The following is a 13,412-nucleotide window of genomic DNA, read 5'->3' on the forward strand; positions in this document are numbered from 1 at the left end:
TAAGGCGTCTCACACGCCCGCATTTGCGGACCCATTCACCAGCCCGGCAGCATGTGCCCGGCGCGCAGGCGCGGCATCTTCGGGTAGGTCTTCACATCGTTATCCAGCTCATCGGCGACGTTCATCGGAGAGATGTTGTCGAGGCAGGCGGTGATGTGGTCTGTAATGGCGTTCACCAGCGAGGGCGACAGGCCGGGCCGTTTCATCAGGCCGATCTGGACCGGCGGCAGCGGTGGGAAACCGTCCGAGGCGGTCAAAACCTTCATGCCGGTACGCAGCGCCGATTCCGGCAGCACGGAGACCGCCATGCCTGCCAGTACGGCGGCGGCAACCACGGTGGAAGACCAGCTGGTGAACAGCACCTGATAATCCCGCCCGTCGGCATCGAGCGCCGAGCAGGCAAGTTGGCGCCAGTGACAGTCGCGCCGGCCGACAGCCAGCGGCACTGGCGCATCATCCTTCAGCGGATGGTTCGCGGAGGTGACCCAGCAGAGCGGCTCGGTGCGCACGACATCGGAGGAGCGGGCGCGGGGATTGTGGGTGACGAGCGCTATATCCAGCTCGCCGCGTGCCATTTTTTCGGCAAGGCTCACCGAAGGTTCGCAGACGATGTAAAGCTCGACATTCGGATGCGTCTTGGCGAAACGCCCGATGATCTCTGGCATGTAGCGGTCGGCATAGTCATCCGGGGTGCCGATGCGCAACGTGCCCTCGAGCCTGTTGTCATCGAAGGCCGCAATCGCCTCGTTGTTGAGGCGAATGATGCGGCGGGCATAATTCATCAGTTTCTCGCCCTCGGCCGTCAGGCGGTTGCCGCGCCCGTCCTTTGCAAAGAGCTGTTTGCCGATCCGCTCCTCAAGCCGCCGCATCTGCATGGATACGGCGGATTGCGTCTTGAAAACGCGCTCAGCGGCCTTGGTAAAGCTGCCGGTATCGACAATGGCGATGAAGGTGTGCAGCTGGTCTATGTCGAGAGGTGCGGACATTGATACTCATCCATCAGAATGATTGATGTCTCACATTAGAAACATTCGTTGGACTGATCAATAGTCTTGCGACATTTTGACACCTAGCAAATCAATCTCAACCCCGGGGCGGACCATCGTCAGGCCCCCAACCCAAGGCAGCTTCCCGCGCACGGTGCGTCGGGAGCGGTGCCACATCGTGCCGTTACGGAAGGATCATTGTTATGCGCACGGCAGAACGGAAAATGGAACTGGAATTCGCAACCGGCCGGCAGAGCGACACCCTGCGTCGCATCGCTTTCGGTGTTGCTTCCACCGTGAAAACGTTTGTGCAGCGCATCTACAATCGTATCGTCGCAAATGGTCTCACGGAGCTTGACGATCGCCTGCTCGCCGATATCGGGCTGGCGCGCTCGGATGTGACCAACGCGCTCAATACCGGCTTGCTCGAAGATCCGACCGCCCATCTGACGCGCGCCGCACGCACGCGCTCAGTCACGCGGTTCAAGACGCTCTAGGCTTGTGTTCGTGCAATTCCGGCGTACCTCCAGACGTCGGGATTGCTCGCGAACCGATAAGGTTTTCCCCGCAGGGTGATTTGCCAATAACCCTGCCTTTGCCCGGTGTCAGGCCCCTCGGCCGCACCGGGTTTTTTTATGGCAACGCGTTGCCTGTTTTGCGCATTGTCCGGACGTAAAGCCGTTGCGCAGTTTCAGCGGAATGCTTTAATACTGATATTCATCGAATACTGGCAGCACCGATCCACCCCAGCGGCCGTTATAGAGCGCAAGCAGGTCTTCGGCGAGCGTGGTCTTCTTGGCAAGGACTTCGTCCAGCGATGACAGGAACACGGTTTCGTCCTGGCCTTCGCTGTTCAGCCGGTTGCGGTTCTTGAGGCCGGTGCGGGAAATGTCGAGCACCTCGCGGGCGAAACCGAGAAGCGGCTTGCCGGCGATCTCCGCGGCCAGCCCCTTGGCCGGAACGGTATTGCGAAGGGCGATGACCTCGTCGAAACTCCAGCCGGCTGTCAGCGCATCGGCTGCGTCAAGCGCTTCCTGATTATAGAGAAGGCCGACCCAGAAAGCGGGCAGGGCGCAGATGCGTCTCCATGGGCCGCCATCGGCACCACGCATTTCCAGAAAGCGCTTCAGGCGCACATCGGGGAACAACGTGGAGAGATGGTTCGTCCAGTCACCCATGGTCGGTTCCCATTCGGCGATTTCACCCTTCAGAGCCCCGTTCATGAACTGGCGGAAGGTGACATGGGTGCAATCGTGATACTTGCCGTCGCGCACGATGAAATACATCGGCACATCCAGCGCCCATTCGACATAATCCTTGAAGCCGAAATCGTCATTGAAGGTGAAGGGCAGCACGCCGGAGCGGCGATTGTCGGTATCGCGCCAGATATCGCCGCGCCAGGAAAGCAGGCCGTTCGGCTTGCCTTCGGTAAAGGGCGAGGAAGCAAACAGTGCGGTTGCCAGCGACTGGAGCTTCATGGAAACGCGCATCTTCTGGCGCATATCCGCTTCGGAAGAGAAGTCGAGGTTAACCTGAATGGTGCAGGTACGGTACATCATGTCGAGACCCTTGGTCCCGACCTTCGGCATGTAGCGCGTCATGATCGCGTAGCGCGATTTCGGCATGCGCGGTGTTTCGTCATAGCTCCACAGCGGGCTGCCGCCAATGCCGAGAAAACGGATGCCCATCGGCTCCGCCACTTCGCGCAGGGTCGCCAGATGCTGGTTGGATTCCTTGCAGGTCTGATGCAGGTTCTCGAGCGGGGCACCTGATAGTTCGAACTGGCCGCCCGGCTCGATGGAAATGGCGCCCATCCCGTGCTGTTCGCCAAGCCCGATGATGTTTTCACCATCCATGATCGGCTCCCAGCCGAGCTTTTCCTGCATGCCCTTCAGCAGAGCGGAAATGCTGGCCTCGCCGAAATAGGGAACCGGCCGGTTGCCCTCGCGGAAAAAGGCGAATTTCTCGTGCTCGGTGCCGATGCGGAAGTCGGCTTCAGCTCTGCAACCGCCGGCCAGATAATCTGTAAGCTCCGTGACGGAGGAGAGGGGTGTCTGGTCGGTCGTATCGCGTGCCATGGCTTACCTTGTTATGACGTCTCTGTTGCGGCGAGGCATATGTGTGGCAAATAGAGCCGGATCGTATCCGGAGGCAAATGAATTTCTTTTAAAGATGCATGAAGCGCAATGGTTCAGCGCATGTCGCGTAAAACTGTGCAGCGGTTTTGCGATAACGACATGTGCCAGATAGGTCAATTCCAGTCGCCGATCGATGCCTGAATGACCGCAAGGGCTGCGACCGCAGCCGTATCGGCCCGGAGGATACGCGGCCCCAGCGGGATGGGGGTGACGAAGGCAAGGCTGCGCATCAGCTCTCTTTCCTCTTCGGAAAACCCGCCTTCCGGGCCGACCAGAAGAGCGATTTTGCGTTCCTTGATGGATTGCAGGACAGGCAGCGGATTTTGCCCTGCATCGCCCTCGTCGCAATAGATGATCCGTCGATCCTGGGGCCAGGTCTCGAGCATGTCTTTCAGTTTCACCGGCTCGGCCACGTCAGGCAACGACAGGATGCCGCATTGCTCGGCGGCCTCGATGGCATTGGCGCGCAGCTTTTCGGTATTGTGGATCTTGCCCTGCACATGCTGCGTCATCACCGGCTGCAAAAGACCGGCCCCCATCTCGACCGCCTTCTGCACCAGATAATCCATGCGTCCGACTTTCAGCGGCGCAAACAGGTAGTGCAGATCCGATGCCGGCGGCTGGGGCCGTGTCTGTTCCAGAGGGATGAGGGTGATCTTCTTGCGGCTCGGAAAGGAGAGTCTCGCCTTCCATTCCCCGTCGCGGCCGTTAAACAGCAGGATTTCCGCGCCGTCGGTCATGCGCAGCACATTGGCGAGATAATTGAACTGTTCGGTCGTCGCTTCCTGCGCCGCGCCCGCAACAAGCGGGGTTTCGACGAACAGGCGTTGCATCCGGAAATTTGCGCGCATGGGACTTTTCGGTTTCAGCGTCAGAGAAAGAGGAAGGACATAAGCCAATATAACAGTGCTGCAAGCGTAGCACTTGCGGGAACGGTCACCAGCCAGGCGGCGATGATGGTCATGAAGTGGGATCGCCGGACGAGATAACGGCGGCGTATCTCGGAAGGATTGTCCAGATATCGATCGGCCCGGCGGATTTGACTGGTGCCGGCCTGGACGAGTTCCTGCCGCCGTCGAGACGCCTGCGTGTACCATTCGCGGAAGAAGCCGACGCCGAACACGGCGCCGATCGCCGTATGGGTGGTGCTGACCGGCAGGCCGAAGCGTGAGGCGACGAGAACCGTCAGAGCCGTAGCCACGGAAACGCAGAAAGCGCGCATCGGGTTGAGCTTGGTGATCTGTTCACCGACAAGGCGGATGAGGCGCGGGCCATAGAGAAGAATACCGCAGGAAAGCCCGAATGCGCCGACCAGCATCACCCAGAGCGGCGCGCGGGCGGACGTCTCCACCGCCTCGTCGTGCAGCGCCCGTACGATTGCCACCACCGGGCCGATGGCGTTCGAAACGTCATTTGCCCCATGCGCGAAGGACATGAGGCCGGCCGCAAGAACGAGCGGCCACTGGAACAGCGTTCGAAGCGACTGGTTGCGGTTTTCCAATCCCACCGATTGTTTGCGGATGATCGGCACGCACAGCCGCCAGGCGACGAGGCCGGTCAAAAGTCCGATGCCGCTTGCATGGCCAAGCGAGACATGGACGATCTGCCTCAGCCCCACCCAGATGAGATAAGCGGTGAAGACCCCGGTCATGATGCCGATCAGAACAGGAACCCAACGCTTCGCGGCGTCGATCTTGTCGTCGCGGTAGATGATGAACTCCTTGATGAAAGCAAGGAGGGCGATGGCGATGGCCGCGCTTATAAAGGGCGCAAGAACCCAGGCAAAGGCGATGCTGCCAAGCGACAGCCAGTCGACTGCCCGGATGCCATAGGCCGCCATTCCAGCCCCCGCAACGCCGCCAACCACCGTGTGGGTGGTGGAAATCGGCGCTTTCGTCCAGGTCGAGATGTTGACGAGAAGGCCGGCGGCGAGAAGGGCCGACAACATCGCCCAGGAAAACACGGTGCGGTCGGGAATGGTCTGGATGTTGATGATGCCGCTGGAAATGGTCTCGACGACGTTGCCGCCGGTGATCAAGGCACCCGCGATCTCGCATATGGCGGCGATGATGAGTGCCGCTGCAAGCGGCATCGCCTTGGCGCCGACCGCCGGGCCGACATTGTTCGTCACGTCGTTCGCGCCGATGTTGATTGCCATATAGGCGCCGATGGCAACGGCTGCGATGATGATGACGGCGCCTGCCGTGCCCGTGACGAAGGCGCCGGCAAATATCGCCGCCAGAACAACGAACATCACCCCCGCACCAAGGCCGGCAAGCTGCTGCGTGACGTGCAGCGTCGCCTCTTCGACACGGGTGATCTTTTCGAGATCCTTGTCGAGCGTCGGCTTCATGTTCGGTGGCGGCTTTATTGCCATTCAGACCTCGTTCGCCAGCATTCCCATTCGTCCGGCAATGTCGCGGGCTGAAGGCAATTTACAGAAAGACTGTTACATCTCGCACATCTTTCCAAAATGAAAGACAGTAAAAGCCATGTTGGAAAAACAAACTGCAGATTGCCACTATTCGGGCGTGGACGCTATTTCGAAAGCGCCATCCGCTTGTCGAAAGTGAGCATGAGCGCTTTCAGTTTCGGCTCGTTGACCCGTTTGGCGGCCTCTTCGGGAGTGACCCATTCAAGCCGTCTGGAATCCTTTTCGGGAAAGCTGTCCTGCAGCTCCGCCACTTCGAGCAGATGTACCTGAACCTTGCACAGCACATTGATGCCGCTGTTCAGCTTTTTCTCATACTCATAAAAGCCGAAGGGGGCCTTATCCACCCTGCCTTTGACACCGGCTTCCTCGTAGGCTTCCTGTTCGGCAACGGCATGCGCCTTCTTGTTGGCCATGGGCCAGCCTTTGGGAATGACCCAGCGCCCCGTATCCCTGCTTGTCAGCAAAAGGACTTCCGGCTCATGATGTTTTTTGGACGATCGATAGCACAGCGCTGCATATTGCTGTCGCGGCGGTCTGCGCAACATCAAGCCTACATCTGTCGCCAATCGATTCAAAATCTTCAATCCGTGTGGATCCTTCTTCGCCTGTTAGTCGTAACTGCTAATATAGATATCCTTTATGTCCCGCCAATCCCCTCTCACGCATAACCCACTATTGTCTTCATGCCGTTGAAGATCGTAGGCAGCAGGGGATGTGGCAGGGGTGCGAACGAAGGCTTTGCCCGGTACGTAACCGTCAGCGACCGATCGCGGGAATACTGCATTTTTTATGTTTTACGCTATTCAGAACGCAAAACCGCTATGAATTATTGCCGGAACTGCGTTGGCCAGTGTGCAATCCCCAATTCTGGAGACCTTCGATCACACCGTCAGCTTCGGTCGCGCGCGAGAGGAAAAAACGGTTGTCATGGTTCGCCAGCGAAAGAAGCTCCGGCAAGGCATTGCCAACGATCACACCGCGAATACCGTTCAACTCGAACATCGCCCGATCATTGCCAGTATCGCCTGCAACCACTGATTCGTCGAGACCAATGTGCAGTTGTCCACATAACCACGCCAATGCCGCACCCTTGTCTGCGGCCTTTGGTAATATGTCGAGGTCGCGGTTGCTGGAATAGACGATCCGGGCATCGATATCCGCCGCAACGAGCGTGGCTTCGATATCACTGAGCTTCTTCTCATCCGCACCATGCAGGAACCAGCTGGATTTGAGGCCATGCTGATAGCGTTCCGCCTGCATTGTCACACCCGGCAGGCCGGCCATGACATCGGCGATCTTTCGCCGGTCGAAACCCGTGCCGAGCGAAAGCGTATAGGCGCTTTCAAGCTCGCCCCGCTCTCTTGCGTGCAGCATGGTGCCGACCCCGCCGATAATGTAGTCGGGCCTCGGCAAGGGAACGTCTTCCAAGAGGGCGAGCTGGTCATCGACCAGCCTGCCGCTGTTGAAGACCAGGACCGGGCGAAGATCGTCCGGCAGCGAATGCCAGAAATCGCGGAACCGGCGCGTAGCGGCGTTATCGCCGACGACGGTTCCGTCGAGATCGGTGGAAAACAGGCGAAGCGGTTTCAATCGCCGTCGTTCCATGGCTCTGCCCAATCGGATTCTTCCAGAACCGGCATCAGCGGCCTGCCTTCCACCAGCGCCAGCAATTGCTGCGCGATTCCCGTCCAGGTGAACAGGCTACGCGCCTTGTGCGCCCCCATGCGGGAAAGCCGCCCGTAAAGCCGCTCGTGCTTGAACGGCTTCATCATGGTGATGCCGAGGTCTTCCTTATCGAAAGGATCGGCAAACAGCGCGTGGCGGCCGTAGCTGACGGCGCGGAACAGCCCGCCGTGGATGGTTACCACGGTCGGAGTTCCGCTCGCCATCGCCTCGATCGCGGTCATGCCGAATGGCTCGTAACGGCTCGACAGAACGAAAAGATCGGCTGCCCGGTAGATATCAGGCAAATCCTCATCCTCGACATAGCCGGAAAACGCCACCTTGTCCTCCAGCCCGAGCGATTTGACCCGCTCTTTCAGCTGATTGAGAATAGTGGTTTCCTGCTCGTCCATATTCTCGCCGCCGACGGCAAGATGAAGGCGGGCTTCCGGTTCGCGCGCCGCAAGAACCGAGAAGCCGTCGATCAAAAGGTCGTAACCCTTGTTGGTGGCAAGGCGTCCAAGCGCCAGCACCACCTTGCCCTCGAAACCGAAACGCTGTCGGATCATCTGCCGCGTCGCATCCGAGACGGGGAAGAAGCGGTTGTCGTCATAACCCGGCGGGATCATGTGGATGTGCTTGCGCTTCAGACCGTAATCTTCGATCAGGACGTCGAGCTGCACCGGCGTCGTCGCAATCACCATGTCGCAACTGCGATAGATGATGAGTTCGTGCTGGATACGTTCCTTGAAATTGAACTCCAGTTCGAAGGTATCGGCCTTTTCCGGGTAATCGGTTTCCATCTGGCGTTTTTTCCAGAGGCCGAGCGAATGCGGCGTGTGCAGATGCGGAACTTTCAGCGCCTCGGAAAGCCGCTGCCCGGCAACGCCCGCATCCCAGTAGTGGCTGTTGATGAAAGAGTAGTTGAGGTTGTTTTTCTTGATGAAGCGCAAGGCGTTTTCGCACCATTCCATCAGGTGGCGGTGCAGATATTCCTTGGGAATGAAATCGCGCCCGCCGCAGGGAATGCGCACCACACGGACGCGCTCGTCAACCTCGTCGAATTCCGGCTGGTCTTCGAAGCGGCGGGTATAGAGATCAACGGTGTAACCGAGCTGGCCGAGTTTGCGTGCAAGCTCAAGCACATAAACCACTTGTCCCCCGGTGTCCGCTGCGCCGAGTGGCGGGTGCGCGGCGACATAGCCATGCGTCGATATGAGAGCTATCCTTGGATAGCGTTCAGTTTCGCTCGTGGTCGTCATGGGTCCCATCTTGGTAAATTTTTCCAATTAACCCCAGAAAAAGACCAAAGAGGACAAAAGGTTCCATAAAATCTGAAGAAAAGCGATGCCGCATTTCGTCTGAAGCTGTTTTCAGGCGTTGCGCTGCTGTTGTCGCAGGCGCGAAATCCGGTCCCATTCCCTTGCCTGATGCGCCTTGGATGTGGTGTCCACGATGAAATCGATATGGGTTTCCGCCGCAGCCCTTGCCCCTGCCGCATCACCGCCCGCAATGGCCTCGTGGATGGCGATATGCTGTCTCAGCACCTCATCATGCGCACCTGCGACACTGAATATGAGATGGCGGTTATAGAAGATGTCGTCGCTCAGGAGCCGGTAGCAGGACCGCAATGTGTGCATCAGCACGATATTATGTGCCGCCTCGCCGATGGCGTTGTGAAATTCCACATCGCTTGCAAGTTCTTCTTCGAAGCGGCCAGCCTCATGGGCCTCCCGCATTTTTTCGACGATAGCTGCAAGGTTGCGCCTGTCCGGCTCCGTCGCCCGCTGTGCCGCAAGTTCGGCGGTCATGCCTTCGATATATCGGCGATATTCCAGAAAATCCCGCGTTGCCCGGCTGTGGCGTGTGATCAGCGCGCTCAAGGGATCGGAAAAGACCGGGCCGACAATATCGGCCACATAAGTCCCACCGCCGTGTCGGCTGGTGAGAAGGCCGCGCGTTTCGAGTTCCTTCAGCGCTTCCCGCAGGATTGGCCGCGAGACATCGAGCTTCTGCGCCAGTTCACGCTCGCCGGGCAGCCGGTCGCCATCCCGCAATATGCCGTCGAGGATCAGCTCCTCGAAACGTAAGATCACCTCCTGCGATGTGCGGCTGTGCTCTATTCGGGCGAACAGTGTTTCGTCCATCGCAACATTCTCCGGCGAAATCCCGCCCCGTATTCGATGAGGCAAATTATCAGCGAAGCATCGCACTGGTCAAATATTCTGTCCAGTTCTGCCGCAAGCTCTGCGCCATGCCTGCGGCAACACGGCACCTGCCTTTTTAAACTGGCTTTTGTTAAAGCACCCGGACAGGGTGGTGATGGCGGGTTTTCTCCGTCAGGTGCATCAAAACAATTACATCTGCTTCGATTGGCGGTGTCGTCATCGCGAAGGATGCTCTAGAAAACCGGCGAAACAGGCGGGGACGATATCGTAATGGCCAAGGGTAGATTTGCTTTCGCAAGCGCGCCGGAAAGATCGCTGGCTCTCGGCGAGGTTCATGCGCGGCCGACCGTGCTTCTTGCGCCGTCGCGCATCATCGTCCAGCTTGCCTTCATGATGGATGGCGGTTCTGCCGTGCATCACTCGGTCATTGCGGAAATGTCGCGCAGCCGGGGTGTCGCGCCGCCGGAACGCGATGCCCGCCACCATGCCATGCCCTGGGGGCAGGGCACGCTGCGCTGGGAGCGGCATACCGAATTCTCGACATGGTTCTGGGATGGCCCCGCGCCGGAAAAATTCGGCGGTGATATTGTCGGCGACCCGTTCGGCGACGGTTTTTCACCACCCGGCTCCCTGATATCAGGCATACGGCTGGAAATCCGTCCAGAAGGCGCAACGGCCCCCAATGCGGAGACCATGTTCGAGCCGACGAGCCTCTGTTACAGCGACGTGCGCGACGGGCAGGCGGCGATCCTCACCGATTTCCGTCAGGATCGTGACGGGTTGACGCAGATACTGGTGATCGACCGGGGTTTGAGCGATTACAGCCGCGGTGCGCTGGTGCAGCGGCTGCTGGATATAGAGACCTATCGCACACTCGCCATGCTCGGCCTGCCGATGGCGCAGACGCTGTCGCCGGAAATCCGTCGCATCGAAGATGGCCTGACGGGCATCACCCAGCGCATGAAAAATGGCGCGCGCGACGAGGCCGATGCGCTGCTGGCGGAGATGACCCGGCTTGCGGCGGAACTGGAAGCCAATGCCGCGCTCAGCCTCTATCGTTTCGGCGCCAGCCGCGCCTATGACGGCATCGTGCGTGAACGTATTCGCGCGCTTGCGGAAACGCCGGTTCAGGGGCACGAGACCATGGGCAGCTTTCTGGAAAGGCGTCTGGCGCCCGCCATGCGCACCTGCCAGTCGGTCGAGGAGCGGCAGGCCAACCTGTCGCGCAAGCTCTATCGCGCCACGGCACTCGTCAGAAGCTGGATCGACGTGGAACTGGAGCGGCAGAACACGGTGCTCCTGAACACCATGAACAAGCGCGCCGCCATGCAGCTTCGCCTGCAGCAGACGGTGGAAGGCCTGTCGGTCGCCGCCATCTCCTATTACGTCGTCGGATTGATCGGTTATCTCACCAAGGCGATCAGCCACGACGTGCTACCGGTTGATCCCGCCGTGGTCACCGGCCTTTCCGTTCCCTTCGCCGTCTTTGGCGTCTGGTGGGTGGTGCGCCGCATTCGCCGCTCCCATGTCGAGGGCGGGCACTGAATACCGGCGTTAATCATGCTCCCAATAGGGTGAAGGGCCGTAAAGCCCGGCAAGATAATCGATGAACAGCCGCACCTTCGCGGGCAGGAACTGCCGGCTCGGATAGACCGCCGAGAGCGTGACGTTTCGCGATCCCTCATAACTGGGTAGAACCTGCACCAGACGGCCGGCCCGCAATTCGTGGCCGATATCCCAGGTGGAGCGCAACGCAATTCCCAGTCCCGATATCACCGCCTCGCGGATTACCTCGCTGGAGTTGGTGACCAGCATGCCTTCCGGGCGGATGCTGAGCGCCCCGCCCGGTCCTTCCAGTCGCCAGATATCGTTGTTGTGGGCCGGCAGGCAGCGGTGCTTCTTAAGGTCCTCGATCGTCGCCGGCATGCCGTGGGCAGCGACATATTCCGCCGAGGCGCACAGCACGCGGCGCACCGGCGCCAGCCGGCGGGCGACGAGGCTGGAGGAATTGAGATCGGCGATGCGGATCGCCAGATCGTAACCGCCTTCGATTATATCGATGAATTCGTCGCTGAGCACCAGATTGACCGACAGGTCCGGGTGGCGCTCCATGAACGTCTTCAGATGCGGCGCAATATGCATGCGACCGAAGGAGGTGGGAGCTGAGATTTTGAGCGTACCGTTGACGGTGTTGGCGCGCCCGGACACGAAATCCTCGGCATCTTCCAGCCCCTCCAGCACGGCAAGTACCCGTTCGTAAAAGCCCTGGCCCGCTTCGGTCAGTGAGATCTGCCTTGTTGTGCGCTGGAACAGCCGTGCGCCGAGCTTTTCTTCCAGCCGCTTGATGCGCTTGGAAATAACAGCGGGCGAATAACCAAGCTCCTTGGCGGCAAGCGACATGCTGCCGGAGGCGGCAACGGTTGCGAAGACCTCCAGATCGCCCAGATTTGTCACAGTTGCCTCCCGATTATTTCCAGAACGGAAAAAATCCTTAGCATTTGATTGCGCTCCTTCAAAGTGGTAAAGAAACAATACCACTTGGCAAGACGTGCATGGAGGAGGGGGCGGTGACGCAGCCGATCAAGTTTCTGGAGCCGCGTGCGGCGGTTTTATCGAGCCGTGACCGCATCATATCCGATCTGAAGGATATCCTGGCCGAGGACTGTCTCGTGCACGAGCCGCGTGAGCTCGTGCCTTTCGAGACCGATGCTTTCGTCTCCTACCGCCGCCTACCGCTGGCCGTCGCCTTGCCAAAGACCACCGAGCAGGTCGCAGCGGTGCTGAAATATTGTCACCGTTACGGCATTCCTGTCGTGCCGCGCGGCGCGGGCACCTCGCTTTCCGGCGGCGCCATTCCGCAGGAAGATGCGGTGGTGATCGGCCTTTCGAAGATGTCCGCGATCCTCGAACTCGATTTTTACAATCGCACGGCAAGGGTGCAGGCGGGCGTCACCAATCTCTCCATTTCCGATGCGGCCGGTGCGGAAGGCTTTTTCTATGCGCCGGACCCAAGCTCGCAGCTTGCCTGCACCATCGGCGGCAATGTCGGCATGAATTCCGGCGGTGCGCACTGCCTGAAATACGGTGTCACCACCAATAATCTGCTCGGCGTAAAAATGGTGCTTGTCGATGGCACGGTGCTGGAGCTGGGCGGCAAGCATCTTGACGCTGCCGGTTACGATCTTCTCGCCCTCGTTTGCGGTTCGGAAGGCCAGCTCGGCATCGTCACGGAGGCGACGGTGCGGCTGATTGCCAAGCCGGAGGGCGCGCGCCCGGTGCTGTTCGGTTTCGAAACTTCCGAAGAAGCTGGCTCCTGCGTGGCCGATATCATCGGCGCGGGCATCATTCCTGTCGCCATCGAATTCATGGACAAACCGGCAATCGAGATTTGCGAGGCCTTCGCCAAGGCCGGATATCCGCTGGATGTCGGTGCGCTGCTGATCGTCGAGGTCGAAGGCTCGGAGGCGGAAATGGACGCCATGCTGGCCGATATCGTCGCCATTGCGAAAAAACACGGCGTGAAGACGGTCAGGGAATGCCAGTCGGCCATGGAGGCCGCGGCGATCTGGAAGGGCCGCAAATCCGCTTTCGGCGCAACGGGCCGCATCGCGGATTATATCTGCATGGATGGCACGGTGCCGCTTTCCCAGCTTTCCTATGTGCTGAAAAAGACAAGCGAAATCACCGACCGCCTCGGCCTTCGCGTCGCCAATGTCTTTCATGCGGGCGATGGCAACATGCATCCGCTGATCCTGTTCAACGCCAACGATCCGGAAGACGCCGCCCGGGCCGAAGAGGCGGGCAATGAAATCCTGAAGCTCTGCGTCGATGCGGGCGGTTGCCTCACCGGCGAACACGGTGTCGGCATCGAAAAACGCGATCTGATGCGGCACCAATATGCCGAGGCTGATCTTGACCAGCAGATGGCGGTTCGTGCTGCTTTTGACGAGGGTTGGTTGATGAACCCTTCCAAGGTGTTTCCGCTGGAGGGGAGGGGATGATGTACTTTAGCTTTGTAGCTTTG

General features: G+C 59.4%; 12 protein-coding genes. 3 read left to right on the top strand and 9 right to left on the bottom strand.

Annotated elements, in window-relative coordinates; translation table 11 throughout:
- Positions 1 to 35 precede the first annotated feature (35 nt).
- Positions 36 to 986: a LysR substrate-binding domain-containing protein gene (locus tag CRO62_RS20875; RefSeq protein ID WP_003515204.1), complete on the bottom strand. Its 951-nt coding sequence runs from the start codon at positions 984 to 986 to the stop codon at positions 36 to 38.
- Positions 987 to 1,189: 203 nt separating this feature from the next.
- On the opposite strand from CRO62_RS20875, the gene CRO62_RS20880 reads away from it, so the two are divergent.
- The gene (locus CRO62_RS20880) at positions 1,190 to 1,483 is read left to right on the top strand and encodes a DUF1127 domain-containing protein (RefSeq protein ID WP_097101604.1); all 294 of its coding nucleotides are present in this window, start codon (positions 1,190 to 1,192) and stop codon (positions 1,481 to 1,483) included.
- Between the two features lie 207 nt (positions 1,484 to 1,690).
- Here CRO62_RS20880 and CRO62_RS20885 read toward each other — a convergent pair whose 3' ends face one another.
- The 7 genes from CRO62_RS20885 to CRO62_RS20920 form a co-directional block, all read right to left on the bottom strand.
- Positions 1,691 to 3,064 (bottom strand): glutamate--cysteine ligase, encoded by a 1,374-nt coding sequence (locus CRO62_RS20885; protein WP_097101606.1) that lies wholly within the window; start codon positions 3,062 to 3,064, stop codon positions 1,691 to 1,693.
- A 173-nt stretch (positions 3,065 to 3,237) separates the two neighbouring features.
- Positions 3,238 to 3,975: a 16S rRNA (uracil(1498)-N(3))-methyltransferase gene (locus tag CRO62_RS20890; protein WP_179784587.1), complete on the bottom strand. Its 738-nt coding sequence runs from the start codon at positions 3,973 to 3,975 to the stop codon at positions 3,238 to 3,240.
- Positions 3,976 to 3,995: 20 nt separating this feature from the next.
- A complete protein-coding gene (locus tag CRO62_RS20895) occupies positions 3,996 to 5,501 on the bottom strand; it encodes an inorganic phosphate transporter (RefSeq protein WP_097101608.1) in 1,506 nt (501 codons plus the stop codon).
- 161 nt (positions 5,502 to 5,662) lie between these two features.
- A complete protein-coding gene (locus tag CRO62_RS20905) occupies positions 5,663 to 6,103 on the bottom strand; it encodes an NUDIX hydrolase (RefSeq protein ID WP_179784588.1) in 441 nt (146 codons plus the stop codon).
- Between the two features lie 274 nt (positions 6,104 to 6,377).
- Positions 6,378 to 7,148 (bottom strand): HAD-IIB family hydrolase, encoded by a 771-nt coding sequence (locus tag CRO62_RS20910; RefSeq protein ID WP_097101612.1) that lies wholly within the window; start codon positions 7,146 to 7,148, stop codon positions 6,378 to 6,380.
- Complete coding sequence (locus CRO62_RS20915) at positions 7,145 to 8,491, bottom strand: glycosyltransferase family 4 protein (protein ID WP_004432251.1); 1,347 nt, start codon at positions 8,489 to 8,491, stop codon at positions 7,145 to 7,147. The genes CRO62_RS20910 and CRO62_RS20915 overlap by 4 nt, the downstream gene beginning before the upstream one ends.
- A gap of 102 nt (positions 8,492 to 8,593) precedes the next feature.
- A complete protein-coding gene (locus CRO62_RS20920) occupies positions 8,594 to 9,367 on the bottom strand; it encodes a FadR/GntR family transcriptional regulator (RefSeq protein ID WP_097101614.1) in 774 nt (257 codons plus the stop codon).
- A 291-nt stretch (positions 9,368 to 9,658) separates the two neighbouring features.
- Between CRO62_RS20920 and CRO62_RS20925 the strand changes: the two genes are divergently transcribed.
- Entirely contained in the window at positions 9,659 to 10,933 is a 1,275-nt protein-coding gene (locus CRO62_RS20925; protein WP_065688321.1) for a DUF3422 family protein, read from the top strand.
- A gap of 9 nt (positions 10,934 to 10,942) precedes the next feature.
- Here the strand turns inward: CRO62_RS20925 and CRO62_RS20930 are convergent, their stop codons facing one another.
- The gene (locus tag CRO62_RS20930; RefSeq protein WP_097101616.1) at positions 10,943 to 11,842 is read right to left on the bottom strand and encodes a LysR family transcriptional regulator; all 900 of its coding nucleotides are present in this window, start codon (positions 11,840 to 11,842) and stop codon (positions 10,943 to 10,945) included.
- 98 nt (positions 11,843 to 11,940) lie between these two features.
- On the opposite strand from CRO62_RS20930, the gene CRO62_RS20935 reads away from it, so the two are divergent.
- Positions 11,941 to 13,389: an FAD-linked oxidase C-terminal domain-containing protein gene (locus CRO62_RS20935; protein WP_373694476.1), complete on the top strand. Its 1,449-nt coding sequence runs from the start codon at positions 11,941 to 11,943 to the stop codon at positions 13,387 to 13,389.
- Positions 13,390 to 13,412 lie beyond the last annotated feature (23 nt).

It is taken from the genome of Rhizobium sp. AN6A (genome assembly GCF_900215635.1).
In the GTDB taxonomy this organism is placed as follows: Bacteria; Pseudomonadota; Alphaproteobacteria; order Rhizobiales; family Rhizobiaceae; genus Agrobacterium; species Agrobacterium tumefaciens.

What these genes read in the sequence shown, in the direction of transcription:
- CRO62_RS20920 (WP_097101614.1), bottom strand. Translation starts at nt 9,367, where the DNA reads ATGGACGAAACACTGTTCGCCCGAATAGAGCACAGCCGCACATCGCAG.
- CRO62_RS20905 (WP_179784588.1), bottom strand. Translation starts at nt 6,103, where the DNA reads ATGTTGCGCAGACCGCCGCGACAGCAATATGCAGCGCTGTGCTATCGA.
- CRO62_RS20895 (WP_097101608.1), bottom strand. Translation starts at nt 5,501, where the DNA reads ATGGCAATAAAGCCGCCACCGAACATGAAGCCGACGCTCGACAAGGAT.
- CRO62_RS20925 (WP_065688321.1), top strand. Translation starts at nt 9,659, where the DNA reads ATGGCCAAGGGTAGATTTGCTTTCGCAAGCGCGCCGGAAAGATCGCTG.
- CRO62_RS20885 (WP_097101606.1), bottom strand. Translation starts at nt 3,064, where the DNA reads ATGGCACGCGATACGACCGACCAGACACCCCTCTCCTCCGTCACGGAG.
- CRO62_RS20935 (WP_373694476.1), top strand. Translation starts at nt 11,941, where the DNA reads ATGGAGGAGGGGGCGGTGACGCAGCCGATCAAGTTTCTGGAGCCGCGT.
- CRO62_RS20875 (WP_003515204.1), bottom strand. Translation starts at nt 986, where the DNA reads ATGTCCGCACCTCTCGACATAGACCAGCTGCACACCTTCATCGCCATT.
- CRO62_RS20880 (WP_097101604.1), top strand. Translation starts at nt 1,190, where the DNA reads ATGCGCACGGCAGAACGGAAAATGGAACTGGAATTCGCAACCGGCCGG.
- CRO62_RS20915 (WP_004432251.1), bottom strand. Translation starts at nt 8,491, where the DNA reads ATGGGACCCATGACGACCACGAGCGAAACTGAACGCTATCCAAGGATA.
- CRO62_RS20890 (WP_179784587.1), bottom strand. Translation starts at nt 3,975, where the DNA reads ATGCGCGCAAATTTCCGGATGCAACGCCTGTTCGTCGAAACCCCGCTT.